At 66.3% G+C, this 24127-nt stretch carries 21 protein-coding genes and 1 pseudogene; 13 read left to right on the forward strand and 9 right to left on the reverse strand.

Annotated elements, in window-relative coordinates; all coding sequences use genetic code 11:
- The first annotated feature begins 11 nt into the window (after positions 1–11).
- The 4 genes from CK228_RS23070 (at position 12) to CK228_RS23085 (ending at position 4033) form a co-directional block, all read left to right on the forward strand.
- Positions 12–1583 carry a sugar ABC transporter ATP-binding protein gene (locus CK228_RS23070; RefSeq protein WP_095789352.1) on the forward strand — a complete coding sequence of 524 codons (1572 nt, stop codon included), beginning with the start codon at positions 12–14 and terminating at the stop codon, positions 1581–1583.
- The gene (locus CK228_RS23075) at positions 1580–2566 is read left to right on the forward strand and encodes an ABC transporter permease (RefSeq protein ID WP_095789353.1); all 987 of its coding nucleotides are present in this window, start codon (positions 1580–1582) and stop codon (positions 2564–2566) included. The genes CK228_RS23070 and CK228_RS23075 overlap by 4 nt, the downstream gene beginning before the upstream one ends.
- Positions 2567–2639: 73 nt before the next feature.
- Positions 2640–3788 carry a substrate-binding domain-containing protein gene (locus CK228_RS23080; RefSeq protein WP_095789354.1) on the forward strand — a complete coding sequence of 383 codons (1149 nt, stop codon included), beginning with the start codon at positions 2640–2642 and terminating at the stop codon, positions 3786–3788.
- Between the two features lie 14 nt (positions 3789–3802).
- Complete coding sequence (locus CK228_RS23085) at positions 3803–4033, forward strand: bestrophin family ion channel (RefSeq protein WP_348629235.1); 231 nt, start codon at positions 3803–3805, stop codon at positions 4031–4033.
- A 19-nt stretch (positions 4034–4052) separates the two neighbouring features.
- On the opposite strand, the gene CK228_RS23090 is transcribed toward CK228_RS23085, so the two are convergent.
- On the reverse strand, positions 4053–4325 hold the full coding sequence (locus tag CK228_RS23090; RefSeq protein ID WP_019859410.1) for a hypothetical protein: 273 nt from the start codon (positions 4323–4325) through the stop codon (positions 4053–4055).
- 216 nt (positions 4326–4541) lie between these two features.
- Here CK228_RS23090 and CK228_RS23095 point away from each other — a divergent pair, with 216 nt between their 5' ends.
- Positions 4542–5702: a hypothetical protein gene (locus CK228_RS23095; protein WP_095789355.1), complete on the forward strand. Its 1161-nt coding sequence runs from the start codon at positions 4542–4544 to the stop codon at positions 5700–5702.
- The gene (locus CK228_RS23100; protein ID WP_095789356.1) at positions 5695–6453 is read left to right on the forward strand and encodes an ABC transporter ATP-binding protein; all 759 of its coding nucleotides are present in this window, start codon (positions 5695–5697) and stop codon (positions 6451–6453) included. Before CK228_RS23095 ends, CK228_RS23100 begins: the two co-directional genes overlap by 8 nt.
- Before the next feature lie 44 nt (positions 6454–6497).
- On the opposite strand, the gene CK228_RS23105 is transcribed toward CK228_RS23100, so the two are convergent.
- The 3 genes from CK228_RS23105 to CK228_RS23115 form a co-directional block, all read right to left on the reverse strand.
- Complete coding sequence (locus CK228_RS23105; protein WP_095789357.1) at positions 6498–7502, reverse strand: NAD(P)-dependent alcohol dehydrogenase; 1005 nt, start codon at positions 7500–7502, stop codon at positions 6498–6500.
- Positions 7503–7552: 50 nt separating this feature from the next.
- Positions 7553–7822: a hypothetical protein gene (locus CK228_RS23110; protein ID WP_095775183.1), complete on the reverse strand. Its 270-nt coding sequence runs from the start codon at positions 7820–7822 to the stop codon at positions 7553–7555.
- A 194-nt stretch (positions 7823–8016) separates the two neighbouring features.
- On the reverse strand, positions 8017–8766 hold the full coding sequence (locus CK228_RS23115) for a thioredoxin family protein (protein ID WP_095775184.1): 750 nt from the start codon (positions 8764–8766) through the stop codon (positions 8017–8019).
- A gap of 387 nt (positions 8767–9153) precedes the next feature.
- Between CK228_RS23115 and CK228_RS23120 the strand changes: the two genes are divergently transcribed.
- From CK228_RS23120 to CK228_RS23130, 3 genes are all read left to right on the forward strand, one after another.
- Positions 9154–10374, forward strand: a complete 1221-nt coding sequence (locus CK228_RS23120; RefSeq protein WP_095789358.1) for a helix-turn-helix domain-containing protein — start codon at positions 9154–9156, stop codon at positions 10372–10374.
- Positions 10375–10476: 102 nt separating this feature from the next.
- Positions 10477–11109, forward strand: coding sequence for a PQQ-binding-like beta-propeller repeat protein (locus CK228_RS23125; RefSeq protein ID WP_095789377.1), 633 nt, complete (start codon positions 10477–10479; stop codon positions 11107–11109).
- A 139-nt stretch (positions 11110–11248) separates the two neighbouring features.
- Entirely contained in the window at positions 11249–12079 is an 831-nt protein-coding gene (locus tag CK228_RS23130) for an aldo/keto reductase (protein WP_095775186.1), read from the forward strand.
- Positions 12080–12209: 130 nt separating this feature from the next.
- Here the strand turns inward: CK228_RS23130 and CK228_RS23135 are convergent, their stop codons facing one another.
- Complete coding sequence (locus CK228_RS23135; RefSeq protein WP_019859393.1) at positions 12210–12518, reverse strand: hypothetical protein; 309 nt, start codon at positions 12516–12518, stop codon at positions 12210–12212.
- 167 nt (positions 12519–12685) lie between these two features.
- Here CK228_RS23135 and CK228_RS23140 point away from each other — a divergent pair, with 167 nt between their 5' ends.
- Both CK228_RS23140 and CK228_RS23145 read left to right on the forward strand, forming a co-directional pair.
- Positions 12686–13339, forward strand: a complete 654-nt coding sequence (locus CK228_RS23140; protein ID WP_179296018.1) for a glutathione S-transferase family protein — start codon at positions 12686–12688, stop codon at positions 13337–13339.
- A 312-nt stretch (positions 13340–13651) separates the two neighbouring features.
- Positions 13652–15154, forward strand: coding sequence for an ATP-binding protein (locus CK228_RS23145; RefSeq protein ID WP_095775187.1), 1503 nt, complete (start codon positions 13652–13654; stop codon positions 15152–15154).
- A 134-nt stretch (positions 15155–15288) separates the two neighbouring features.
- Here CK228_RS23145 and CK228_RS23150 read toward each other — a convergent pair whose 3' ends face one another.
- The gene (locus CK228_RS23150; RefSeq protein ID WP_095789360.1) at positions 15289–15924 is read right to left on the reverse strand and encodes a class I SAM-dependent methyltransferase; all 636 of its coding nucleotides are present in this window, start codon (positions 15922–15924) and stop codon (positions 15289–15291) included.
- A gap of 195 nt (positions 15925–16119) precedes the next feature.
- On the opposite strand from CK228_RS23150, the gene CK228_RS23155 reads away from it, so the two are divergent.
- On the forward strand, positions 16120–17682 hold the full coding sequence (locus CK228_RS23155) for an alpha/beta hydrolase (RefSeq protein WP_095789361.1): 1563 nt from the start codon (positions 16120–16122) through the stop codon (positions 17680–17682).
- A 367-nt stretch (positions 17683–18049) separates the two neighbouring features.
- Here CK228_RS23155 and CK228_RS23160 read toward each other — a convergent pair whose 3' ends face one another.
- From CK228_RS23160 to CK228_RS23170, 3 genes are all read right to left on the reverse strand, one after another.
- Positions 18050–21253, reverse strand: a complete 3204-nt coding sequence (locus tag CK228_RS23160) for a multidrug efflux RND transporter permease subunit (RefSeq protein ID WP_095789362.1) — start codon at positions 21251–21253, stop codon at positions 18050–18052.
- Entirely contained in the window at positions 21250–22356 is a 1107-nt protein-coding gene (locus CK228_RS23165; protein WP_179296019.1) for an efflux RND transporter periplasmic adaptor subunit, read from the reverse strand. Before CK228_RS23165 ends, CK228_RS23160 begins: the two co-directional genes overlap by 4 nt.
- Positions 22357–22706: 350 nt before the next feature.
- Positions 22707–22985 carry a hypothetical protein gene (locus CK228_RS23170; protein ID WP_095789363.1) on the reverse strand — a complete coding sequence of 93 codons (279 nt, stop codon included), beginning with the start codon at positions 22983–22985 and terminating at the stop codon, positions 22707–22709.
- Positions 22986–23442: 457 nt separating this feature from the next.
- Between CK228_RS23170 and CK228_RS23175 the strand changes: the two are divergent.
- Positions 23443–24127 (forward strand): annotated as a pseudogene (locus CK228_RS23175) (alpha/beta hydrolase); the annotation flags it as partial.

Here is a 24127-nt window from a genome sequence, read left to right on the forward strand (position 1 = left end):
GTGCGGGCGTCATGGTCGAACAGGGTTCGATTGCGCTGATTTCCGAGGCTCCCTTGCTGCGCGTCGAGGGCGTCAGGAAGCGGTTCGGCGGCGTCAATGCGCTGCGCGGCGTCAGCCTCGAGATCCTGTCCGGTGAAGTCCACGCACTGCTCGGCGAAAACGGCGCCGGCAAGTCGACGCTGATCAAGATCCTGAGCGGCGTGCACGTGCATGATGGCGGCTCGATCGAAATCGACGACAAGCCTGTCTCGTTTTCTTCGCCCGCCCAGTCGCGCGATGCCGGCGTGGCGGTGGTTTACCAGGATCTGAGCCTGGTCGAGTCGCTGTCGGTCGCCGACAATCTGCTTTTGGGGCGAGAGCCGCAGACGCGGCTCGGCTTCCTGAAAAAGCGCCAGCTGGTGGCGCAGGCCGAGGCCTTCCTCAAATCGCAGAACATTCCGCTCGATGCCCGCGCCATGGTCGGCTCGCTGCCCTTCGCCTATCGCCAGATGACCGAGATCGCCAAGGCGCTGATGGGCGATGTCCGCCTGCTCATCCTCGACGAGCCGACCTCGGCGCTGACCGATGATGAGGAGAAGATCCTGTTCGAGGCGATCCGGGCGGTTGCAGCACGTGGCGTCGGGGTGATCTACGTCACCCACCGCCTCAACGAAGTGTTCCGCATTTCGAACCGGGTGACGGTGTTCCGCGACGGCCAGAACGCCGGAACTTTCGTCACGGCGCAAACCAATATGCGGCAATTGGTCGGCGCGATCGTCGGGCCGGATCACGCTGTGCTAAAAGCAGATGGCGCCGCATCCGGACAAGGGCAGGCGCCGTCCGCCGGTTCATCTGAAAAGCCCGTGCTCGAATTGAAAGGCGTCAGCAATGACCGGCTCGACGGGGCCAGTCTCGAATTGCGCGCGGGCGAAATCCACGGCCTTGCCGGGCTGATCGGCAGCGGACGCACCGAAATCCTGCAGACCATCTTCGGCCTGCGGCCCATCCAGTCGGGCGAGGCCAGCCTGGACGGCGTGTCGCTGAAGGGAACAGACCCGGCGGCGGCGATCGGGCAAGGCATCGCACTGGTGCCGGAGGACCGGCACGTCCAGGGCCTGGTCCTCGAACATTCGATCGAGCGCAATCTGACCTTGCCGCGGCTGCCTTATTTCTCGCGCCTTGGCTGGCTGCAGCGCCGGCCGGCGAGCGAACATGCCAATGCGGCGATGCGCAGGCTGGCCGTGAAGGCGCCAAGCGCGTCGACCATGGTGAAGAACCTGTCGGGCGGCAACCAGCAGAAGGTCGTGTTCGGCAAATGGAACGAGCCACGGCCGCGCGTGCTGTTGCTCGACGAGCCGACGGTCGGGGTCGATGTCGGCGCGCGCGAGGAGATTTACGGCGTCATTCGCGCCGCTTCGGCGGCCGGCAGCGGGGTGCTGCTGGTGTCTTCGGATCTCTCCGAACTGCTGCAACTCTGCGACCGCATCTCGATCGTCGTCGATGGCCGCATCACCAGGACGATCGCGTGGCCGGAATTCGGCAGCGCCGAGGACCTGCATCACCTCATTCAACTTTCGCAGCCATCGGAAGAGCACGCGGCATGACCGACATCCACAGCCCGGCAAAAGCCGCCACCAACCAACCGAGCGGGCGCTCGGCCTTGCAGCATCTGCTCAAGGGCGAGCGTCCCTACATGCTCTATGTCGCCTTCGCCGTCATGCTGATCGTTTTCAGCCTGGCGTCACCATGGTTCCTGTCTATCGACAATTTTCTCAACATCGGCCGTCAGACGACGCTGGTGTCGATCATTGCGGTGGGCATGACATTCGTCATCATCTCCAGGCAGATCGACCTGTCGGTGGCCTCGACGCTGGCACTTTCGGGCATGAGCGCGTCGCTGGCGATGGCCTTTGTCGCCAACAACTGGGTCGTCGGCGCCGTGGCCGGGCTGGGCACCGGGGCGCTGATCGGGCTGCTCAACGGCGTCTTGACCACGCGTCTGGAAATCCCGTCCTTCCTGGTGACATTGGGCACGCTGAGCGGCGCACGCGGGCTGGCGCTGATGGTCACCAACACCAAGCCGGTCATCATCACCAACGAGTATTATTTCGCGATCTTCGGCGAAGGCTCGGTGCTCGGCATCCCGGCGCCGATCCTGTGGACGCTCGGCGTCACCATCGCCGGCATCTTGCTGCTGCACTACAGCGTCTATGGGCGGCGGGTTTACGCGGCGGGCGGCAACCCGACGGCGGCGCTCTATTCCGGCGTGCATATCAAGCAGGTCACGACGCTTGCCTTCGTGCTGACCGGGACGCTCGCCGGGCTGGCGTCGCTGATCCTGTCGGCGCGCTCGCACGCGGCGCGGCCCGATGTGGTGCAAGGCATGGAGCTCGATGTCATCGCCTCGGTCATCCTTGGCGGCTGCAGCCTGTTCGGCGGCCGCGGCTTCGTGCTCGGCACGCTGCTCGGCAGCCTGATCATCGGCACGCTCAACAACGGGCTGGTGCTGCTCGGCGTCAGCTCGTCACTGCAACTCGTCATTAAAGGAGCAATCATCGTCGCCGCTGTCGCGTTCACGAGGAGGTAAGGCGCACGCGGAAATCAGCAGAAGCCGCCGGCTCCAAACGGCAAGACAATATCAACAATCAACGGAGGAAGTCATGAAATCGGTTCACTCGCTTTTCTGCACATTGAGCCTCGCCGCCAGCGCCTTCGCGCTGTCGACGACCCTCAGCCTCGCGCAAACGCCGGACACCTGCGTTAGCGGCGTCGACATGGCGACGCTCGGCCCCAAGGGCATTGTCGGCCAAGGCCCGCACGGTGAAAAGGCAGCCTCGCCCGACGAGCTGAAGCTGACCGATGACGAGGCCGCCAAGGTCAAGGCCGGCAAGTTCAAGGTCGGCATTTCCATGCAGACGGTGAACCTCGACTGGTCGCAATTGCAGGTGCAAGGCATCAGCGAAACGCTGGCCAAATATGGCGTCACCGTCACCGGCGTGGCGTCGGCCGAATATCAGGTCGACAAGCAGATCGCCGATATCGAGAACACCATCCAGCAGCATCCGGACGGCATCATTTCCATTCCCGTCGATTTCACCGCGACGGCGCCGACCTACAAGAAGGTGGGCGAGGCCGGCATCAAGCTGGTGTTCATGGACAGCATCCCGGTTGGCCTCTCATCTCCAAAGGATTTTGCCTCGATGATCTCGGCCGACAGCCAGGGCAACGGCCAGATCGCTGCGCAGATCCTGGCGTCCTGCATGCCCAAGGGCGGCACGATCGGCCTGGTGAATTTCGGCGTCGACTATTTCAGCACCAATGAGCGCACCAAGGGCGTCGGCGAGTGGATGAAGAAGAACCGGCCCGACATCGTCATGAAGCAGGTCGACTTCACCGATCCCTCGAAGGTCTCGCAGATCTCCGGCGACTTCCTCACCGGCAATCCGGATGTGAAGGGCCTGTTCGCGGTCTGGGACCAGCCGGCGCTGGACACGCTGTCCTCGATGCGGGCGCAAGGCATCGACATTCCGATCACCACGGTCGATCTCGGCCTGCAGTCGGCGATCGAAATTGCCAAGGGCGGCCCGCTCAAGGCAACCGGCTCGCAGCGCCCCTATGACCAGGGTGTGGCCGAAGCGATGGCGATGATGAAGGCGCTGATCGGGCAACCCACGCCGGCCTGGGTCGGCGTGCAGTCGCTGCCGGTGGTGCAGTCCAACGTGCTGGAATCCTTCAAGACCGTCTTCCACAAGGATCCGCCGGCCGAGCTCGTCGACGCCTGCAACAGCGCCAAGCCGAAGTGCAATTGAGGTAATTGAGGTAATTGCGTGGGCGCGGGAGAGATCCCGCGCCACCAGCCGGAACGACCATTCTGGGCTGGGCCTACATGTCTCTCGACCAGGTCGGCGAGGGCAGCGCCAACCCATTCGAAGGCAATGCCAACGACGTTCCGATCTCGCAGATCTGCCGCGACATCGAGATCGAACTGCGCGCCGGACTTGGCGAGGCTGACCTGCCCAAGCCCTTGCTGCCCGTCAACGACATCGCGACCTGAAGTGCCTGATCTGGCGCGGCTACGCTTTCGCTTCGACGAGGATCACCAGCGATTCCGGCACCACGCCATCGTGCGCCATGGCGTCGGCGGCCGCCTTGCTCTGCATCAGCGCGGCCATCTTGTCCATGTCCGGCACGTCCATCATCACGGCCACCCGCTTCGGGTTCTGCGGATCGACGAAGGTGCGGATGTTGGTGATCCCCAGCGAGCCGAAAAGCTCCTTGCGCTTGGGTGAACTGAGCCAGTGCTTGCTGTCTTTCGAGATGTTGTGATGGCCGATTACGGTTGGCATGGCATCCTCCCCAGGGTGACGCCGGCGGTCGATATCGCCCGCCTGATGCTGCGATCCACCTGTACGGGCCAGTGAGCGCTGTTTCCCGTAGACTGTCAATTAGCGGTTGCTGATATACCTCCGTCCCGAGGACTGAGCCACGACGGCCCTACTGGCGGCACAATCGTCGCCGACCTATGTCGATGTCCAACCGCTGGCGATCGCAAAGATGGAACAATGCGGCACGACAGGCTTGTCCTGACCCTGATTTGGCGCGAGCTCTCGGCTGGCCTGCGCTCGATGCGCCGACGCGACCTTGCATGGATCGTCACTGGCGGCGGGGCGCTGCTCGCCTACGCCATTGCCGACATCGTCGTCGCCTTGCAGGCGGCATCCACCGCGCTGCGGCAGGCACAGGCGCTGTGGACGGCCGGCCTGCCGGGATCGCTTCTTTGCCTTGGCGGCTTCGCCGGCAGTGCAATCGCAAGACTTTGCCTGTCGTGTGCCTTCGCGCCGTTCCTGAAAGCACTGCCGCTTCCACTCATGGAGCGCCGGCGCATGGCGGCGGTGGCGGCATGCGCGCTGGGCGTTCCCCTTGCCTTCATCGTCGCGGCGACAGTGGGCCTTGGCTGTTTCGTCATCGCAAAGCCACTGGCGCCGGCCTGGGGTCTCGGTGCCGCGATGCTGTTTGGCGCCGGATTTGGCGCGGCGGCGGTGCTGCGCCTGCGGAGCGCTCGCGGCCTGGTCCACGCCGACAATACCGATCCGGTGAGCGATCCGGGCGGGCGCCGCCCGTCGCTCGGCGCCTTCGATCGATCGACGCCGGCCTGGCTCTCGAGCTGGGCCTGGGGTCTGCCCGCCGGGCGCGTAAGGTTTTCATGGCGGCTGGCGGGAGCAGGCATCCTTTTCGGCCTCGCGGCGGTCGTTGCCGGCTCCATCAGCCTTGTCCACCATGATGCCGTGCCGGCGGCCATGGCAGGGCTGACCGGGGGCCTTCTGGTGTTCATGCTGAGCGCTCGGTTCCATCCGCTCGGCTCGCCGGTGCTGCGCACGGCTCCCCTCGGCTTCGTCAGGGCCTGGCTGCGCCTGGCGCGGCTGCCGCTGCAGTTGTCGCTTGCCTTCTTTCTCTTGCCGGCGGGCGCCGCCCTGGCGGCGGAGCCGTCGGCCTGGGCGATGCCGCTCGCCAGCGGCTTCTGGCTGCTGGCGCTGAACGGCGCCTATGCGGTGTTTGCCGCCTATTTCATGACCGCGCCGTTCGTTGCCGCGCTGAGCTTCCTCGGCGCCATTGCCTACGCCAGCTACGAGACGCTCGAATATGGGCGCACGGTGCTGATCGGCTTTGCCGCCCTTGTCCTGTTTCTGTGGCACCAGGCGCAACGGAGATATCGCCATGGATAGCAGCGTCGATCCCGCCGAAATCCTCGCGGTTCGCGGGCTCAGCGCCGGGTATGGTCGTCGCGCGGTCGTCAGCGGCATCGATCTGTCGCTCGAACGGGGCGACGTGCTGGGCCTGCTCGGCGCCAACGGCTCGGGCAAGTCCACCTTGCTCAGGGCGATCACGGGCCAGATCCGGCCGCTCGGAGGGACCGTGGCGATCGACGGCGCCGACCTTGCCAGGGCACCGGAACGCGCCAAGTCAGGCTTCGGCCTTGCCGTCGATCCATCCGACCTGCCGGCGGCGCTGAGCGGGCGGCAATACCTTCAACTCGTCGCCTCGATCCGCGGTTGCGCCGAAGACGACTGGCCTGGCGTCGATGTCGCCGAACGGCTCGGGCTCAAGCGCTGGATTGAACGGCCGATCGCCGAATATTCACTCGGCACGCGGGCCAAGATCGCCATTGCCGCGGCCTTGCTTGGCGCGCCACCGCTGCTGATCCTCGATGAGTCCCTGAACGGCCTCGATCCGCTCGCCGGCTTTGAGGTGAAGCGCATCATCCTGGCCCTGGCTTCCAGTGGCCGCCATGCCGTCATCATCTCTACCCATGTCGTGGAAGCGGTGCCGGGACTGTGCAACCGCGCCGTCCTCCTGGCCGATGGCCGCATGGCGCGCGACTGGCACGCAAGGCAACTGGCCGAGGCTGGCCAGATGCGCGGCGCCTTCGAAGCCGAAGTCATGCAGGCACTGACGGTCCAGGCGGTCGATGGGTGAGGGCACGTTGCGGTCGTTTCGCGATCGCTGCGGTCACGCAGGGCTCAAACCTCCAGGCATACCTTGCCGAAATGCTTCCGCGCTGCGTAGTGCGTGAAGGCGGCGGCTATCTCGCGCAGGGGGAAGCGGCGGTCGATGACGGGTTTGATGCGATTGGCCTCTATCGCGCGGATCATGTCCTCCTGGTCCGCCCGGCTGCCGATCGAAATGCCGCTGATGCGGATCTGGTTCGAGAATATGGCCGGGATCGAGACATCAGCCGCAAAGCCGGTGAGCACGCCGATCAGGGCGATGTGGCCGCCTGTCCGGCAGGCGGTTAGGGATTGCGCCAGCGTGGCCGGGCCGCCGACTTCGATCACGTGATCGACGCCGCGTCCGTCCGTCAACTCTCGAACCTTGCGGCTCCAGTCCGGCACGGCCTTGTAGTTGATGAGGGCGTCGGCGCCGAGGCGGCTTAACCGCTCCAGCTTTTCCTCATCGGAGGAGGTGGCGATGACCCTGGCGCCGGCGGCCTTGGCGAATTGCAGCGCAAACAGCGACACGCTGCCGGTGCCGAGAACCAGAACCGTGTCTCCGGGCTTGACCTTGCCGCACACGACCAGGCCTCGCCAGGCAGTGACGCCGGTGCAGGTGAGCGCCGCCGCTTGCGCGTGCGTATAGCCCGCGGGAGCTTTGGTGAAGGCCTGCGCGGGCATGCAGACATATTCGCTGGCGAAGCCGTCGAAACTTTCTCCCGGGATGTCGCGCCTGGTGGCGGGCGTCATGTCGCCATCCAGCCACCAGGGATAGAAGACACTGACGACGCTGTCGCCGGGCTTGAGCGCATCGACATTGCTGCCGACGGCGATCACGTCGCCGGCACCGTCGGACAGCGGAACGCGGCGGTCGGCCAGGGGTGTCTTGCCCTGCACGGCGAAATCGTCGCGCATGTTCAGCGAGCAGGCGCGGATCCTGACCATCACGTCGCCGGGTCCCGGCTGGGGCGGATCTTCCTCGACCAGGTCGAGCCTGTCCAGGCCACCCGGCGCTCTAAGCCTGACGAGCTTCATCTGCCTTCTCCGAAATGTGGGATGTTTGATGCAGGCGGCGCGCGCCGGCGCTATCGAATCTGGCGGCCGGAAATCACCCGCAGCCAGGGCGCCAGGTGGAAGGCGCTCATCAGGAGATACATGGCCGGCATCCCGGTTAACGGGCCGGTCAGCGGCGAGGCGCCCATGCACAGCATCGCCGCGTCGCCGCCTTGAAGGCAGGAGAGCAGGGCCATCAGGGCGAAGGTGGGTGCCGCCGCGAGGCATAGCCAGTCGGCGATGCCAAGGGTGCTGGTGTTTTCAGGGGTCGCGCTGCCGGTACCAGAATGGATATCGCTCATGATCTTGATCCCGTGATGGTTGCGGCCCGTCAGAACTTGGGTTCCTCGCCCCCGCCACAGGCGGAGGAGAGGTGTCCGCGAAGCGGACGGAGAGGGGACCTTCGGGCGCAGCCTCTCCGTCTCGGCTTCGCCGAGCCACCTCTCTCGAGCGAGGAACCCAGGCTGGACAGGGGCTTGGCTCTCGCCAGTTCCTGCTACTCACCCTTGTCCCTGAAGGCGGCTTCGCCGGCGGCGGCCACTTCGGCCCATTTCTTGTCGGCGCCAGCTTCGTAATTGTCGTGCCAGTTCCACCAGCTGTAGAGCGGCGTCTGGGGATAGCCTTCGGGCGAATCCTCCCAGATCTCCTGGCGGCCGAGCGGGGTGGCATCGAGATAGCTCCAGACCGTGCCCATCTGCTCGTCGCCGCGGCTGCTGATGAAATAGGTACGGAAGACGCGGTCGCCGTCATGGATGAAGACGTTGTGGCCGTGCCATTCGTCGACGCCGAAATCCTTGTCGAAGCTGTCGGTGATCGTGTACCAGGGCATCTCCCAGCCCATCCGCGCCTTCAGCCTGACAATGTCAGCCTGCGGCGCGCGCGAGGCGTAGGCCAGCGTGGTGTTGCGGGCGTTGAGATGGGCGAGGTGGCCGACCTGGTCGGCGCCGAGCGAGCAGCCGCGGCAGGCATGATCGGGCCAACCATAGACGCCCGGCTCGTAGAAGGCGCGGTAGACGATCAGCTGGCGGCGGCCTTCGAACAGGTCGAGCAGGCTTGCCTTGCCGTTGGGGCCCTCGAACACATAGGCCTTGTCCACTTCCATCCACGGCATGCGCCGGCGTTCGGCGGCGAGCGCATCCTTGGCGCGCAGCGTCGCCTTCTCCTTCACCAGCATCTTTTCGCGGGCGGCGTCCCATTCCTGCCGCGAAACGACCGGCGGGGTCTTCATCGTCATGTGCTTGGTCATTGGTCTTCTCCTTTGTCAGTCATGGCGCCGTCGCGGCCTGCGATCGCGTTGGGATCCAGGGTAGAGCGATGAGGCGGGGTGGGGTGAGTTACATCCGCGACGGGATTGGAATCGTCCGGCCCGGCGCAGCAGGGGTGGCGGGGCCGTGCGGTGTGTTCGAGATTGTCGGTTGCAGGCATTTTCAACTATCCCTAATGAGATGCTTACTGTTAATACCTGAGATGCTCAGGCTAGCGGGTGCCGGAATTGGCGTCAACGGTGCCGATGACGGCCTCAGCCACATGGCTAGGTCTCCATCGCGCCGTTGCGACTTGCTGACCGGCGGTGGTGATTTAAGCTAGGGCGCAAACGTGCCGCGGTGGGAGTTACAAGTTTGACGGGATTTGCATGGACTCGCTGATCACCGCGGCGGCATTGGCGCTGGCGGCGGGCGATCCGCTCGGCGCGCTCGACCGCGTCGCCTTGCGCGAGGATGCGCCGGCGCTGGCGCTGCGCGGCATCGCCATGGCGCAGCTCGGCGACTTCGACCGCGCCAAGCTTCTGTTGCGGCGGGCGGCGCGCGCCTTCAGCCCGAAAGAGGCCGTCGCGCGCGCCAGATGCGTCGTCGCCGAGGCCGAGATCGCGCTGGTCTCGCGTGACCTGGGCTGGCCGGCCAAGGCGCTCGACGCGGCGCGCACGACGCTGGAGAAGCATGGCGACCGGCTGAACGCGGCGCATGCGGGTCATCTCAAGGTGCGGCGCCTACTGTTGATCGGCCGGCTCGACGAGGCCGAGCATGTGCTGGCCGGGCTCGACCCGACGCCGCTGCCGCCGGCCGCACGGGCCGCGCATGAGCTCGCCGTCGCCGGCATCGCCATGCGGCGCCTGCGGACCCGGCCGGCGCGCGCGGCGCTGGAATGGGCGCGCAACGCCGCCCGCCAGGCGGGTATTCCAGGCCTCATGGCCGAAGTCGACAGCGCATCCCTGGCGCTGGAAACCCCGGCGGCGCGGCTGATCGCCCAAGGCACGGAGCGGCCGTTGCTGCTCGAGGAGGTCGAGGCGCTGCAGGCATCGCCGGCGCTGGTCGTCAATGCCTTTCGCTACACCGTGCGCGCCGGGGACAGAACGGTCTCGCTGGCGAGCCGGCCGGTGCTGTTCGCGCTGGCGCGCGCACTCGCCGAAGCCTGGCCCGGGGATGTCTCGCGCGAGGAACTCGTGGCGCGGGCCTTTGGCGGCAAGCATGCCGATGAATCGCACCGCGCCCGGCTGCGCGTCGAGATCGGCCGGCTGCGCGCCGAGCTTGCAGCACTTGCCGACATCAGCGCCACCAAGCGCGGTTTCACGCTGGCGCCGCACCTGGCGCGCGCGGTGATGGTGCTGGCGCGGCCGATCGAAGAACGGCACGCCGCCGTGCTGGCCTTGCTCGCCGATGGCGAATCCTGGTCGAGCTCGGCGCTGGCGCTGGCGCTCGGAACCGGCCAGCGCAGCGTGCAGCGGGCGCTCGAGCCGCTCGCCGAGACCGGCAAGGTGCAGTCTTTCGGCCATGGCCGGGCGCGCCGCTGGATGACGCCGCCGGTGGCCGGATTCACGACCACCTTGTTACTCCCGGCGCCGCTGCCGAACGGCTAAGGTGTGGCGAGATTCAGGTGAGGCCAGCCTGACCGGAATCTCGACCCACCTAAATCCCGTACCGAAGATCAGCGGATGACGACCACAATCGAGGATCAAGACATGAAGCATTCACCGGCCGAAATCCTGTGCGAATACGGACCCTTTCCGGGTGTGGAGCGGATACATGGGGTGAGCTATGACGGCGAGAACGTCTGGTTTGCCTCGGGCGACAGGCTGAACGCCTTCGATCCGCAAAGCGGTCAGACGCTGCGTTCGATCGATGTCGCCGCGCATGCCGGCACCGCCTTTGACGGCCGGCATTTCTTCCAGCTCGCCAATGATCGCATCCAGAAGATCGACCCCGATACCGGCGCGGTGCTCGCCACGATCCCGGCGCCCGGCGGCGGCCGCGATTCCGGGCTCACCTGGGCCGAAGGCACGCTCTGGGTGGGGCAGTACCGCGAGCGCAAGATCCACCAGATCGATCCCGAGACCGGGAAAATCCTGCGCAGCATCGAATCCAGCCGCTTCGTCACCGGTGTGACCTGGGTGGATGGCGAATTGTGGCACGCCACCTTGGAGGGCGACGAGAGCGATCTGCGCCGAGTCGACCCGAAAACCGGCAAGCTTCTGGAGAGGCTCGACATGCCTGCCGGCATGACCGTCTCGGGGCTGGAATCCGACGGTGGCGACCGCCTGTTCTGCGGCAGCACTTCCACCCCGATGGTGCGAGCGGTGCGCCGGCCGAAATGAGCCGGTTCTCCTGACGAAGACATCAAGTCCGTGAGTCGCCGGCGAATTTATCCGCCGGCGACTGGTCGTCGTCCCGGCACGTGCCTAGATAGGCTGGGTCGGGCGACCGCCCGGACATTTCTTCGCAAAGGATCCGACCATGCCCGAACCGATCACGCTGAACGATGGCACCGCCATTCCCCAGCTTGGCCTTGGCGTGTGGCAGGTCGATCGCGGCATCACCGCCGACGTGGTGGGCTGGGCGATCAAGGCCGGCTACCGGCTGATCGACACCGCGCAGGGCTACCAGAACGAGGAGGGCGTCGGCGAGGCGATCCGCGCCGCCGATGTGCCGAGGAGCGAGCTGTACATCACCTCGAAGCTGCGCAACGGTGCGCACGAGCGCGACGCGGCCCTGCGCGCTTTCGACGACACGATGGAAAAACTCGGCATCGAGCAGATCGACCTGTTCCTGATCCACTGGCCGGTGCCCAGCCAGGACAAATATGTCGAGGCCTGGAAGACCCTTGTCGAGCTGAAGCAGGCCGGCCGCATCAAGTCGATCGGCGTTTCGAATTTCAACAGGGACCATCTGGAGCGCATCATCGGCGAGACCGGCGTGGTCCCGGTGGCCAACCAGATCGAGCTGCATCCGCGTTTCCAGCAGCGCGCGCTCAGGGAATTTCATGCCGGGCATGACATCCAGACGGAGAGCTGGAGCCCGCTCGGCAGCGGCCGGCTGCTCGGCGATCCGACGATCGCGGGCATTGCCCGCAAGCACGGCAAATCCGCCGCGCAGACGATCATCCGCTGGCATCTCCAGCAAGGGCTGATCGTCATCCCCAAATCGGTCCGCCAGGACCGCATCGCGGCCAATTTCGATGTCTTCGACTTCGAGCTGGACGCGCAGGACCTGAAGACGATCGCGGGCATGGATTCGGCCGATGGCCGCGACGGACCGAACCCGGCGACGGCGGCATTTTTGTTTTGAAGAGCCTGCAGGGAAGCTGCCGATCTCCCCCACGAGGGGGGAGATCGGCGGCTTCACCGTCGGCGCTCTCAAATCCCGGACCTATCCAACCCACGAGGGGGGAGATTGGCGGCTTCGCCGGCCGCGTTCGCTAAATCCCGGACCCATCCAGCTGTTGTGCGTCGTCGCCTTCCCAGGGGGCGGGCATCGAGCCGCCGCGGCTGAGGTTGGCCGAGGGCATGGGCATCCAGCACTTCAGCTCCGGTTCGGCATATTCGACGACGCGGCCGGGCGAGGAATCCGATGCCCGCCAGCCTTCACCGGCGAACTGGTCGCCGCGCGACCAGTAGGCGAGGTCGACTTCCGCCGGCCCCTGTTCGGAGGGACGGACCGTGACCAGGATCCGGCTGCCGTCCTTGGGTGCCGTCGACATGTGGCGCCACCGTTCGGGCTCGTCCATCGCAATTCCTCCTGCCTTGGTGCGATATGAAGTGTCGCCTCGCCATCGATGGTGGTCAACCCACACTTTGTCGGATTGCGCCTGCCAGTCGCGTCCTTGGTCTGGCATGTTCGCCAGGACGAGGAGAGACACTCATGAATGACAAGGTCGAGCCGGCCGTGGGCGAAATGACACTGTATTTCAGCCGCAATCCCAATCCGCGCCTGGCGGTCGCGGTGGCGCGCCATCTCAAGGCGCAGGTGGCCTTCGAATTCGCGTCACCCTTTGCGCCGGAGCAAGCGGAGCGATTCCGGCCGCTCAATCCCAACCTCTCCATTCCCATCCTGGCATGGCCCGGCGGCAGTCTGTGGGAGGCCGACGCCATAGCCTGCCGGTTGTCGCGCGCGGCGCGTTCCGATTTCTGGCGCACCGGCGAGGACGAACCCGACATGATCCGCTGGCTGAGCTGGGGCAAGGAGAATTTCATGCGCGCCTGCGACACCGTGCATTTCGAGCGCGGCACCAAGCAGCGCTATGGCATCGGGCCGATCGACGAGGACAAGGTCAGCAAGGGGCTGGAAGAGTTCCACAAGGGGGCCGCGATCCTGGAGGCGGAACTGGCCGGCCGGCAATGGCTGGTCGGAACGTCGCTTTCCTATGCCAATTTCCGCATGGCGGCCTTCCTGCCGTTCAACTATGCCGCCGGCCTGCCGCTCGGCGACTATCCCGCGCTCGACCGCTGGTATCGCCGGCTCGAAGCCATCGACGCCTGGCGCGACCCTTTCGAGGGCCTGGATGCACCGCCCCTGGCACCGATGCCGCGGCAACGTGCGGCGCTGTAGCTGACAAAACTGACGACCGGCGCATACAGAAACGAAACTTGAAGACGCCGGCCGCCGTCTGGGGCGTTGGGGTGCATCTCGTTGGGGCGCGATGCAAGGTCAGGCTAAACGGATGGCCGGCCTCCGCAACCGCAACGCCGGCCCATGGTGAATGAGTGGTTACTATCCACAGGGGCGGCTGACGGCGGCCGTTCCTGGCGGCCCTTTCCTCACAACTGTGCGCAACACCGGGCCGCCGGCCATCGGTGCTCGACGGGCCGCGCCTGGGTTGCTAAGCCCCATTCCGCGCAGGAGACCTTTTTGAGTCGAGACATGACCGTTGCGATCGAGATGGGACACACCACGGCGGGCGCCCCAGCGAACCTCGATCTCGAGGAACTGCTGGCGACCCGCCTTCTGGTGCAGGGCAATTCTGGCTCCGGCAAATCGCATCTTCTGCGCCGGCTGCTGGAGCAGAGCGCGCCCTGGGTGCAGCAGACCATTGTCGATCCCGAAGGCGACTTCGTTTCGCTCGGCGAGCGCTACGGCCATCTGGTGATCGATGCCGAGGAGCACACCGAGCGCGGCCTGCAGGCGGCCGGCGAGCGGGCGCGCATCCACCGCGTCTCCACCGTGCTCAACCTCGAAGGGCTCGACGCCGAAAACCAGATGCGCCGCGCCGCCGCCTTCCTCGGCGGGCTGTTCGAGGTCGCCCGCGACCACTGGTATCCGATGCTGGTGGTGGTGGACGAGGCGCAGCTGTTTGCGCCGGCGGTGGCCGGCGAGGTTTCCGACGAGGCGCGCAAACTCTCGCTCGGCGCCATGACCAACCTGATGTGCCGTGGCCGCAAGCGGGGGCTGGCCGGCATCATCGCCACGCAGCGTCTGGCCAAGCTCGCCAAGAATGTCGCGGCCGAAGCCTCCAATTTCCTCATGGGTCGCACCTTCCTCGACATCGACATGGCGCGCGCCGCCGATCTGCTCGGCATGGAGCGGCGCCAGGCGGAAGCTTTTCGCGACCTGGAGCGGGGGCAGTTCATGGCGCTGGGGCCGGCACTGTCGCGCCGGCCGCTCGGCCTGCGCATCGGCCCGACCGACACCAGCCCGCGCAACGGCACGCCGCGGCTGATGGCGATGCCGGAGGCAGCGCTGGAGGATGCCCGCGCGATCATCCTGGCGGCGCCGCCGCCCGAGACGGTGCGCACGCCGCGCCGGGTGGCGTCGCCGGACCTGCTCGACCAGCTGATGGCGGCGAAATCGGCGGCGCTGGAAATCCGCCCCGAACCGGCGGAGCCGCAAATCAGCGCCGAGGACCTGGCGGAACGGCGCGAGCGGGTCGACCGCGTGCTGCGCGCCATCCTGGCACAGCCCGATGCGGGTTTTCGCGTGATCGGCGTGCTCTATCAGGAATTCGTGGTGCGCTGCCGCATCGAGGGCCTGGCCTCGGTGGTGCCGGACCTCGCCGAATTCCGCCGCATGCTGACGCGCGCCCGCGCAGGCCTCGGCTCCGAAACGACGCAGGACGACGCTTGGCGGGACGTTTCCGTGCGCGCCTCGCTGCTGCCTGACGACATGCAGGGCGTGTTCATGATGATCGCGCGGGCGGCGAAGGAAGGCTGGCCGTGCCCGAGCGACGCCGCGATCGCACGCGCCTATGGCTCGCACTCGCTGCGCCGCGCCCGGCGCCTGCTGACCTATATCGAGGAGCAGGGGCTGATCGTCTGCCAGCTCGACGGCACCGGAAAGCGCACCGTGACGCTGGTCGAACTCGCCTGGGCCACCGCCCCCGGCGACCCCGATGCCGAGGAGGCGGAGCAGGGGAGCCTGGCGCTGTGAGGGCGGCCATGGCGCCAGGCAAGTGCGGCGCGACATCGATGAACGGGGCAAGATGACGCTGGGCCGGGCAGCCTTGCAGGCTGGGTTCCCTGCAAGGCCAGCGGCCAAATGAACGCGCGGCCGGTGCAGGCCGGTCAGCCTGCGGCCGCGATGCCGGCGTGGTGGCTGCCCAACTGCCATAGGGGCAGGGGAAACCGGCCGTGCTGCACCTCGAGCAGGCGAAAACCCGCCCCGCCGATCAGGCGCAGCGGATCGCGGTTGAGGTGGCAGCCGCCGGCGATCGAACCCCACAGCCGGTTCAGCCGCTGCTGCCAGCGGCGGCAGCGCGGTCCCTCGGCCTGGCCGTGCTCGATGAAGATCAGCCGGCCCGTCGGCTTCAGGACGCGGCGGATTTCGCTGAGCGCGGCCTCGGGGTCCGGAATGGTGCAGAAGGCATAGGTGACGACCACCGTGTCGGCGATGCCATCGGCCAAAGGCAGGCTTTCGCCGCCGGCCCGGACGCATTCGACGGCGAACGGCATGGCGCGGCTCTTGGATGCGGCGAGGCCGAGCATGGTGCCGTCGGGGTCGACGCCGACCAGCCGCTCCACCCTGGCGGCGTCGTAATGGGGCAGGTTGAGGCCCGAGCCGAAGCCGACCTCGACGACGATACCTTCAGCCCTCGGGATGACGCGACTGCGCATCCGCGTGAATGTGCCGGCCGAACAGCCGGCATGGACGAAATAGGGGGCGACGCAGCGCGCATACCAGGAGAGGCAGGTCTGGCACATGGTTCAGCCTCCATGCCCGGCGGCAGGGACGCGGCAGCCGCCAAGCGGTTCTGAAGTGCGATGGCTTGATGTATTGACCGGTGACATTTCTCGCTCCAAGGGAGTTGATCGGGCCGGATCGGCGCGAAACCGGGGGGTGGATAGAAGGCCGGCGTCCCCTCAACGTCCTCTCCTTGCGCGGCCGCGTGCGGATCGATGGAGCCGATACAACTCAGACTTCTGGGTTTTCCGGAGTTCCGGCTGAACGGGCGGCGGGTAGAGCTCGCCTTGCGCAAGGCGGCCGCGCTTGTCATCTACCTTGCCGAGGCCGGAGGACCGGTGGCGCGCGAGGTCGCCGCCACGCTGCTGTGGCCCGAGGCCGACGCGCAAGCCGCTCGCGCCCGCCTGCGGCGCACGCTGTACAAGATCCGCGTCGCCTTCGGCGAGGAGATCATATCGGCCGGCGCGGCGTCGCTCGGCCTGCGCCCGGGGCTCCTGGTCGAGGCCGACGCCATCGCCTTCGACCATGCCTGCGATGCCGGTCTGCTCGACGAGGCCGCCGGCCTCTATACCGGCGCCTATCTCGCCGGCTTCGCGCTTCCGGATTGTCCCGAATTCGAGGAATGGGTGTTCTTCCGCCGCGAGGCCTTGCGCAGCCGGCTGGTGCAGGCGCTGGAGCGGCTGGTGGAAGCCAGGATCGCCGGCGGCGACGCGCGCGGCGCCGTGATGCACGCAACGCGCCTTGCCGCGCTCGACCCGTTGAGCGAAAGCGCGCACCGCCATTTGATCCGCGCCCATCTGGCCGCCGGCGACCGGGCGGCGGCCGAGCGCCAGGGCGAGGCCTGTACGCGGCTGCTGCGCGACGAACTCGGCGTGGCGCCCGACCCGGCGACGCTCGCTCTGCTGCGCGCCGGCGATGCCGAAGCGGAGATGCCGAGAACCCGCTATGTCGCCGTGGACGGCATCCATATCGCCTACCAGACGATGGGCAGCGGCCCGGCCGATATCGTGCTCGTTCCCGGCTTCATCTCGCATGTCGAGCGCATCTGGGAAGACAGGAGCTGCCGCGCCTGGCTCGGTGCGGTGTCGCGGCTCGGCCGGCTGATCCTGTTCGACCGGCGCGGCATGGGCCTGTCCGACCGCGTCGGCGCCCGCCCGACCGTCGAGGCCACAGCGCGCGACATACTGGCGGTGATGGACGCGGCCGGCAGCCGCCGCGCCGTGCTGGTCGGCGCCTCGGAGGGCGGGCCGGGCTGCATCCGCTTCGCCGTCGACCATCCCGACCGCCTGACCGGCCTGGTCCTGTGGGGCTCGCTCGCCAAGGGCAGCCGCGCGCCCGACTATCCCTTCGCGCTCACCTCGGCGCAATATGATCTGTGGCAGCAGCGCCTGCTCGCCGGCTGGGGCGGCCCGGCGGAAATCGAAACCTTCGCGCCCAGCCTCGCCTCCGACCGCCAGGCGCGCGCCTGGTGGGCCGGCCTGCTCCGGGCTGCCTCCAGCCCCGGCGCGGTGGCCGGCCTGCTGCAGGCGCTGCGCGACGCCGACGTGCGGCCGCTGCTGTCAAAGGTCAGGGCGCCGACGCTGGTGCTGCACCGCACCGGCGACCGGGCGGTGCGGGTCGAGGCCGGGCGGTATCTGGCGGCGCGGATAGCGGGGGCGCGGTTTGTCGAGGTGGAGGGGGAGGACCACTGGTTCTGGGTGGGCGAGCAGAGGGCGCTGCTGGAGGGGATTGCGGGGATGGTAAGGGGCAAGGCAGGGCATCAACCGACGCTTGCTTAACAGCGGAGACAGGCTGTAGGCTCGGGCGCGGATCAGTCGGTTGCGGACCGACACGTTGCGCTCACGCTAGTTCAACGTCAGCTTTGCGCCTCTAGTGCTCGAACCTCCCGAAAACAATCCTTGGAGCGACGCGTTCAGCCGGCGACGGTGTGGGTCAGGTCGGGCCTGAATGGCCATGTCATATTTGCGGGTGCCTGGCTCTCCCACGAGGGCGAAGGCCGGCGTGCCCCTCTCCCGCTCGACGCCGAGCAATTCGAGGTCGCTTACGGCAGAGCTTTTGGTCTTCAGCCATGCCGTCGTGGCCGTTGCCGCGCCGTGCCGATTTTCTGGAGTGACAAGCCGCGCTCGACTCGGCGAATTCGTAACCCTACTCGGCGGCAGTCTCCGATGGCGCCTCTGCCGGCCCCAAAGGCTCGGCCTCGGCACGGGGCTTGCGCCGTGAAAACAGCGACCTGAGCGTGACGTAGAACACCGGCGTCAGGAACAGGCCGACAAAGGTAACGCCGAGCATGCCGGAGAACACCGCGGTGCCGAGCGACTGGCGCATTTCCGCGCCCGGGCCCGTTGCGATCATCAGCGGCACGACGCCGAGGATGAACGAGAAGGCGGTCATCAGGATCGGCCGCAGCCTGAGCCGGCAGGCTTCGACGGCAGCCTCGGCCGCCGACAGGCCGCGTTCCTGCGCCTGCCGCGCGAATTCGACGATCAGGATCGCGTTCTTGGCGGCAAGCCCGATCAGCACGATGAGGCCGATCTGCACGAGGATGTTGTTGTCCAGCCCTCGGAAAGAAACGCCGAGCAACGCCGCGAGCACGCCGAGCGGCACCACCAGCACAATGGCGAACGGCAGCACCCAGCTTTCATATTGCGCCGCCAGCGCCAGGAACACGAACAGCACCGACAGTCCAAAGATATAGACAGCGGCATTGCCGGTATTGTGCTCCTGATAGGCGAGCTCGGTCCATTCATAAGAGGTACCGGCCGGCAGCGTCTTTGCCGTGATCCCTTCCATCAAGGCCAGCGCGTCGCCCGTGGAAACGCCGGGCGCGGCGTTGCCCTGCAGCGGCACCGAGACGTACATGTTGTAGTGCTGGACCAGCGCCGGGCCGGTGACGTCGCGGATCTCGATCAACGTGCCGAGCGGAACCAGCGCGCCGGTCGCCGAGCGCACCTTTAGTTTCAAGATGTCGGCGCGATCGAGGCGGAACGCCTGGTCGGCCTGCGCCCGCACCTGGTAGACGCGCCCGAAAGCGTTGAAGTCGTTGACGTAGGCGGTGCCCAAATTGATCGACAGCGTCTCGAAGATGTTGGGGATCGGCACGTTCAGGATGCGCGCCTTGTCGCGATCGATCGCCAGGAAGAATTGCGGGCTCGACGCGGAGAACGTGGTGAACACGCCCGTCAGCCCCGGCGTCTTGTTGGCCTTACCGGCGATTTCGTAAGCAAGCGCCAGGATCTGCCGCATGTCGGCGCTGTTGCGCTCCTGGATCTGGAGTTTGAAGCCGCCGGCATTGCCGACGCCGCGGATCGGGGGCGGCGGCAGTGCGATAATGAAGGCTTCCTTGATGCTTTGCAGGCTGCCGAACAGATTGCCGATGACCTGGGTCGCCGACTGGCCGGCTTTCAGTCGCTCATCAAACGGCTTGAACCTGGCGAAGATTACGCCCGCGTTGCTGGCGTTGGTGAAGGTCGCGCCGGAGAAGCCGGCGAAGGCGACTGCGTAGTCGACGCCTGGCGTTTTCTGGATGATCTGCGACGCCTGCTGGATGACCGCATCGGTCCTCGACAGCGAGGCGCCGTCCGGCAGCTGGACGACGACGATCGCATAGCCCTGGTCGAGCGACGGAATGAAACCGCGCGGCACCGCCTGCACCATGTAGACCGTGGCGCAGATGAGGGCCGCGAAAACGGTCAGCATGGCGCCGATCGCTATCCACGAGCCGACCAGCACGCGCACGATGCTCGAATACCAATGGGCGAGCCTGTCAAAGCCATTATTGAAGCCGTCGGCGAGCGCCCGTCCGAACCGCGCCAGGAAAAAGCGCGGCGGCGCCGAAGCAGTGTGATGCGGCTTGAACAGCAGTGCGGCCAGCGCCGGCGAGAGCGTCAGCGAATTGAATGCCGAGATCGCCGTCGATACCGCGATGGTGATCGCGAACTGCAGGTAGAACTGCCCGGAAATGCCGGGGATGAAGGCTGTCGGTACGAACACGGCTATCAGCACCAGCGAGATCGCGATAACAGCCGTTCCGACTTCGTCCATGGTCAGGTGCGCCGCCGGATTGGGCGCCAGCCCTCTGGCGATATTGCGCTCGACGTTCTCGACCACGACGATCGCGTCGTCGACGACGATGCCGATGGCCAGAACGAGGCCGAACAGCGTCAACATGTTGAGCGAGAAGCCGGCGGCGAAAAGCACCGCCAGCGTGCCGATCAGCGACACGGGGATCGCCACGATCGGCACGATCGCCATGCGCCACGATTGCAGAAAGACGATGATGACGATGATGACCAGCAGCATCGCCTCGAGGATCGTCTTGTAGACCTCGTGGATCGACTGGGCGACGAACTCGGTCGGATTGTAGACGATGTCGTAGCTCAACCCCTTCGGGAAGTCGCGGGAAAGCTCCTTCATCTTGTCCTGGATCTCGGCGGCTGCGGCGAGCGCATTGGTGCCCGGCCGCTGGAAGATGGCGAGCGCCACCGCCGGTTTGCCGTTGAGATAGGAGTTGGTGACGTAATCCTTGGCGCCAAGCTCGATGCGCGCCACGTCCTGCAGCGAGATCAGGCGGCCGTCGTCGGTCGATTTGACGATCACGTATCGGAAGTCGCGTGCGTCGTTGAAGCGGCCCTGCGTGGTGACCGTGTACTCGAACGCCGAGCCGGTGTTGGTCGGCGGCGCGCCGATCGAGCCGCCCGACACCTGGACGTTCTGGTCGCGCAACGCCTGCACCACATCGCCCGAGGTCATCCCCAGGGCGGACAGTTTTTCTGGATCGAGCCAGATGCGCAGCGAATATTCGCGTTCGCCGAAGATGATGAGGTCGCCGACGCCGTCGAGTCTGAGCAGTATGTCGCGCACCCGCGAGCGGGCGTAGTTCGAGACGTAGAGCTGGTCGTAGGTATTGTCCGGCGACAGCATGTGCACGACCATCATCAGGTCGGGCGAGCTCTTGGTGGTGGTGATGCCGAGGCGACGGACTTCTTCGGGCAGGCGCGGCTCGGCGACCGACACGCGATTCTGCACCAGCACCTGCGCCTTGTCGAGATCGGTGCCCAGCTTGAAGGTGATGGTCAGCGCCATCGCTCCGTCACCCGACGAATAGGACGACATGTAGAGCATGCCCTCGACGCCGTTGATCTCCTGCTCGATCGGCGTTGCCACAGTCGCTGCGACCGTCTCGGCGTCGGCGCCCGGATACTGCGCGCGAACGACAATGGTTGGCGGCGCGATCTCGGGATATTGCGCGACCGGCAGCTGGGTATAGGCAATCCCGCCGAGGATCAAAAGGACGATCGAAACGACCGATGCGAAGATCGGACGGTCGACGAAGAAATGGGCGAACCTCATTGCTGCAACCCGGCGGTCTCGGCCTTGGGCGGCAGCGTTACCATCTCGACCTTCACCTTGGTGCCGGGCCTGGCGTGCATCAGGCCGTTGACGATGATCGTCTCGCCGCCGGCCAGGCCCGAGCGGATCACGCGGTAGCCGTCGAGAAGCGGTCCGGTGCGCACGGGCTTGGCCGAAACCATCCCGGCCTCATCCACCAGGAACACGATGCGGCGATCCTGATCGGCGCCGATCGCCTCGTCGGGCACCAGCACGCCGCTATGCGGCAGCGACCCCGGCACGTTGATGCGCCCGAACATGCCTGGCTGGAGAATGCCGTCGGCGTTGGGAAACGTCGCACGCACCCGCATGGTGCCGGTCGCGTTGTCGATCCGGTTCTCGGCAAAATCGAGCTTGCCTTTGAATACCGCCTCCGCGCGGTCGGCGACGCGAACCACCACCTCGAGCCCGCCAGCGCCTTCCTGCATGGTGCCGCCACGCGCCTTCGCGTCGCGGGCGTAGCTGAAATACAGGCGCTCATCGACGTCGAAATAGAAGTCGATCGGATCGCGCGTAACGATGGTCGTCAGCAAGGTGGAATCCGGCTGCACGAGGTTGCCGACCGACACCAGCCGGCGGTCGATGCGGCCGGACAAGGGCGCCTTGATCTCGGTGAATTCCATGTTCAGGCTGGCGGTCGTCAGCGCAGCCGTCGCGCCCTGCATCTGCGCCTGCGCCGAAAGGTATTCCCGCCGGCGGTCGTCGACCGTCGCGGTTGATATATTGCCGGTCTTGGCGAGTTCGTCGGCGCGATCCAGCTGCATCTTGGAGAATTCGAGCAGACTCTTGGCGACATCCACTTGCGATTTGGCGGCATCATAAGCCGCCTGATACGGACGCTGGTCGATGGTGAAGAGCAGGTCGCCCTTGTTGACCAGTGCGCCGTCCTGGAAGCTGACCTTGTCCAGATAGCCGCTGACGCGCGAACGGATGGCGACCTGGTCGACGGCTTCGAAGCGCCCGACGAACTCGTCGTCTTCGACGATGTCACGGACCACCGGCTTGGCCGCCGTCACCACGGGTAGCTGCTGGTCCTGCGCAAACGCAGTGCTGCTGAAAGCCATGCCGACCAGGAATGCCGCCGACACGGCGGCGCGGGCAAGCCAGCCGGCCGATCGACCGGGTCGCCCGCCCGCGTCGCGATGCAATTGCGCATTCTCTGGTGTGTCCATTTGCGTCCCCGCTCGCTGGACCCGGAGGTCGGTTGATCCGCTTCTACGCTAAGGCTTTCTCGTTGAGATCAGAGCACTGCAGTGTTGTGCATGGCAACATGATCATTTTCCATGTGGGCCGAAATGTCCACCCTGTGGCTGCTCCGCCACCGGGCCAAAGCCAGTCCGCAAATTAAAGGATTGCGGATCCCTTTGATGGACGGCTTATGATTCATATTGGTCGAAGGAGACCGATATGGGCATTACCACGCCGGCCAGATTGAATGGACTGCAACGCTGGGGCATCGAGCAGTGCGTTGATATATCCCTCCCGCTGCAGCCGGCACGTCGGTCTCAGGGGCCTGGCCAAAGCTGCCGAACGTGCCATCCTCGTCGCCGGTCGCGCCCGGACGAATGACCGGGGCCTCGGTCCGCAGCGCTGTGCCCGCTTTGACGAACGTCTGCTGGCTGGTGCCAGCAACACCGCTCCTGGCCGACAGCAGCTTCCGTATCGCAACGGTGAGGTCCGAGGTGACCTGCATCGAGCAATCCTTGAATTTCTTGCCTGCGATTTGCAGAATGTAGCATCGCAGTTAAGCAAGGGTTGAAAGTGAGTGCCGGGAGGAAATAGTTACTCCCGGTAGCGCTTGCCAAATACAATTCAACAACAGCTAATATAATTGGCGAATCCGCAAAGGCGACGAGCCTCTGGAAATTGATTGTATTTTGATGGGATCTGGAAGCGCGCAGGCGACAAATTCATGGCCTGCCGCTCAAGGTCCTTGTCACCGCTCCTCCACGATCCGCAAATAAGCCGCCGTCACGAACAGCACGATCAGCCCGAACAGGATCCGCCTTGTCCCCTCCGGCATCTGCGGCGAGATTTGGTTGCCGCCGAAGGAAAAGGGCTATCCCTATCGATCGTGCGCTCAGCCGTATCGGGCATCAGCACCGTTGTGGGTGTTCATGCAGACATGGTGCCAGGCGATGGTGCGGAGGCCCAGAACCCGCTATGTCGCCGTGGACGGCATCCATATCGCCTACCAGACGATAGGCAGCGGCCCGGCCGATATCGTGCTCGTTCCCGGCTTCATCTCGCATGTCGAGCGCATCTGGGAAGACAGGAGCTGCCGCGCCTGGCTCGGTGCCGTGTCGCGGCTCGGCCGGCTGATCCTGTTCGACCGGCGCGGCATGGGCCTGTCCGACCGCGTCGGCGCCCGCCCGACCGTCGAGGCCACAGCGCGCGACATATTGGCGGTGATGGACGCGGCCGGCAGCCGCAAAGCCGTGCTGGTCGGCGCCTCGGAGGGCGGGCCGGGCTGCATCCGCTTCGCCGTCGACCACCCCGACCGCCTGACCGGCCTGGTCCTGTGGGGCTCGCTCGCCAAGGGCAGCCGCGCCCCAGACTATCCCTTCGCGCTCACATCGGCGCAATATGATCTGTGGCAACAGCGCCTGCTCGCCGGCTGGGGTGGCCCGGCGGAAATCGAAACCTTTGCACCGAGCGTGGCCTCCGACCGCCAGGCGCGCGCCTGGTGGGCCGGCCTGCTCCGGGCCGCCTCCAGCCCCGGCGCGGTGGCCGGCCTGCTGCAGGCGCTGCGCGACGCCGACGTGCGGCCGCTGCTGTCAAAGGTCAGGGCGCCGACGCTGGTGCTGCACCGCACCGGCGACCGGGCGGTGCGGG

Source organism: Mesorhizobium sp. WSM4312, from assembly GCF_002294875.1.
GTDB lineage: Bacteria > Pseudomonadota > Alphaproteobacteria > Rhizobiales > Rhizobiaceae > Mesorhizobium.

Excerpts from the sequence above, each read along its gene's own strand:
- CK228_RS23095 (WP_095789355.1), top strand. The coding sequence starts at position 4,542 with ATGCGGCACGACAGGCTTGTCCTGACCCTGATTTGGCGCGAGCTCTCG.
- CK228_RS23120 (WP_095789358.1), top strand. The coding sequence starts at position 9,154 with ATGGACTCGCTGATCACCGCGGCGGCATTGGCGCTGGCGGCGGGCGAT.
- CK228_RS23080 (WP_095789354.1), top strand. The coding sequence starts at position 2,640 with ATGAAATCGGTTCACTCGCTTTTCTGCACATTGAGCCTCGCCGCCAGC.
- CK228_RS23170 (WP_095789363.1), bottom strand. The coding sequence starts at position 22,985 with ATGCAGGTCACCTCGGACCTCACCGTTGCGATACGGAAGCTGCTGTCG.
- CK228_RS23135 (WP_019859393.1), bottom strand. The coding sequence starts at position 12,518 with ATGGACGAGCCCGAACGGTGGCGCCACATGTCGACGGCACCCAAGGAC.
- CK228_RS23110 (WP_095775183.1), bottom strand. The coding sequence starts at position 7,822 with ATGAGCGATATCCATTCTGGTACCGGCAGCGCGACCCCTGAAAACACC.
- CK228_RS23100 (WP_095789356.1), top strand. The coding sequence starts at position 5,695 with ATGGATAGCAGCGTCGATCCCGCCGAAATCCTCGCGGTTCGCGGGCTC.
- CK228_RS23070 (WP_095789352.1), top strand. The coding sequence starts at position 12 with ATGGTCGAACAGGGTTCGATTGCGCTGATTTCCGAGGCTCCCTTGCTG.
- CK228_RS23130 (WP_095775186.1), top strand. The coding sequence starts at position 11,249 with ATGCCCGAACCGATCACGCTGAACGATGGCACCGCCATTCCCCAGCTT.
- CK228_RS23150 (WP_095789360.1), bottom strand. The coding sequence starts at position 15,924 with ATGTGCCAGACCTGCCTCTCCTGGTATGCGCGCTGCGTCGCCCCCTAT.
- CK228_RS23115 (WP_095775184.1), bottom strand. The coding sequence starts at position 8,766 with ATGACCAAGCACATGACGATGAAGACCCCGCCGGTCGTTTCGCGGCAG.
- CK228_RS23125 (WP_095789377.1), top strand. The coding sequence starts at position 10,477 with ATGAAGCATTCACCGGCCGAAATCCTGTGCGAATACGGACCCTTTCCG.
- CK228_RS23165 (WP_179296019.1), bottom strand. The coding sequence starts at position 22,356 with ATGGCTTTCAGCAGCACTGCGTTTGCGCAGGACCAGCAGCTACCCGTG.
- CK228_RS23155 (WP_095789361.1), top strand. The coding sequence starts at position 16,120 with ATGGAGCCGATACAACTCAGACTTCTGGGTTTTCCGGAGTTCCGGCTG.
- CK228_RS23145 (WP_095775187.1), top strand. The coding sequence starts at position 13,652 with ATGACCGTTGCGATCGAGATGGGACACACCACGGCGGGCGCCCCAGCG.
- CK228_RS23075 (WP_095789353.1), top strand. The coding sequence starts at position 1,580 with ATGACCGACATCCACAGCCCGGCAAAAGCCGCCACCAACCAACCGAGC.
- CK228_RS23105 (WP_095789357.1), bottom strand. The coding sequence starts at position 7,502 with ATGAAGCTCGTCAGGCTTAGAGCGCCGGGTGGCCTGGACAGGCTCGAC.
- CK228_RS23140 (WP_179296018.1), top strand. The coding sequence starts at position 12,686 with ATGACACTGTATTTCAGCCGCAATCCCAATCCGCGCCTGGCGGTCGCG.
- CK228_RS23090 (WP_019859410.1), bottom strand. The coding sequence starts at position 4,325 with ATGCCAACCGTAATCGGCCATCACAACATCTCGAAAGACAGCAAGCAC.
- CK228_RS23160 (WP_095789362.1), bottom strand. The coding sequence starts at position 21,253 with ATGAGGTTCGCCCATTTCTTCGTCGACCGTCCGATCTTCGCATCGGTC.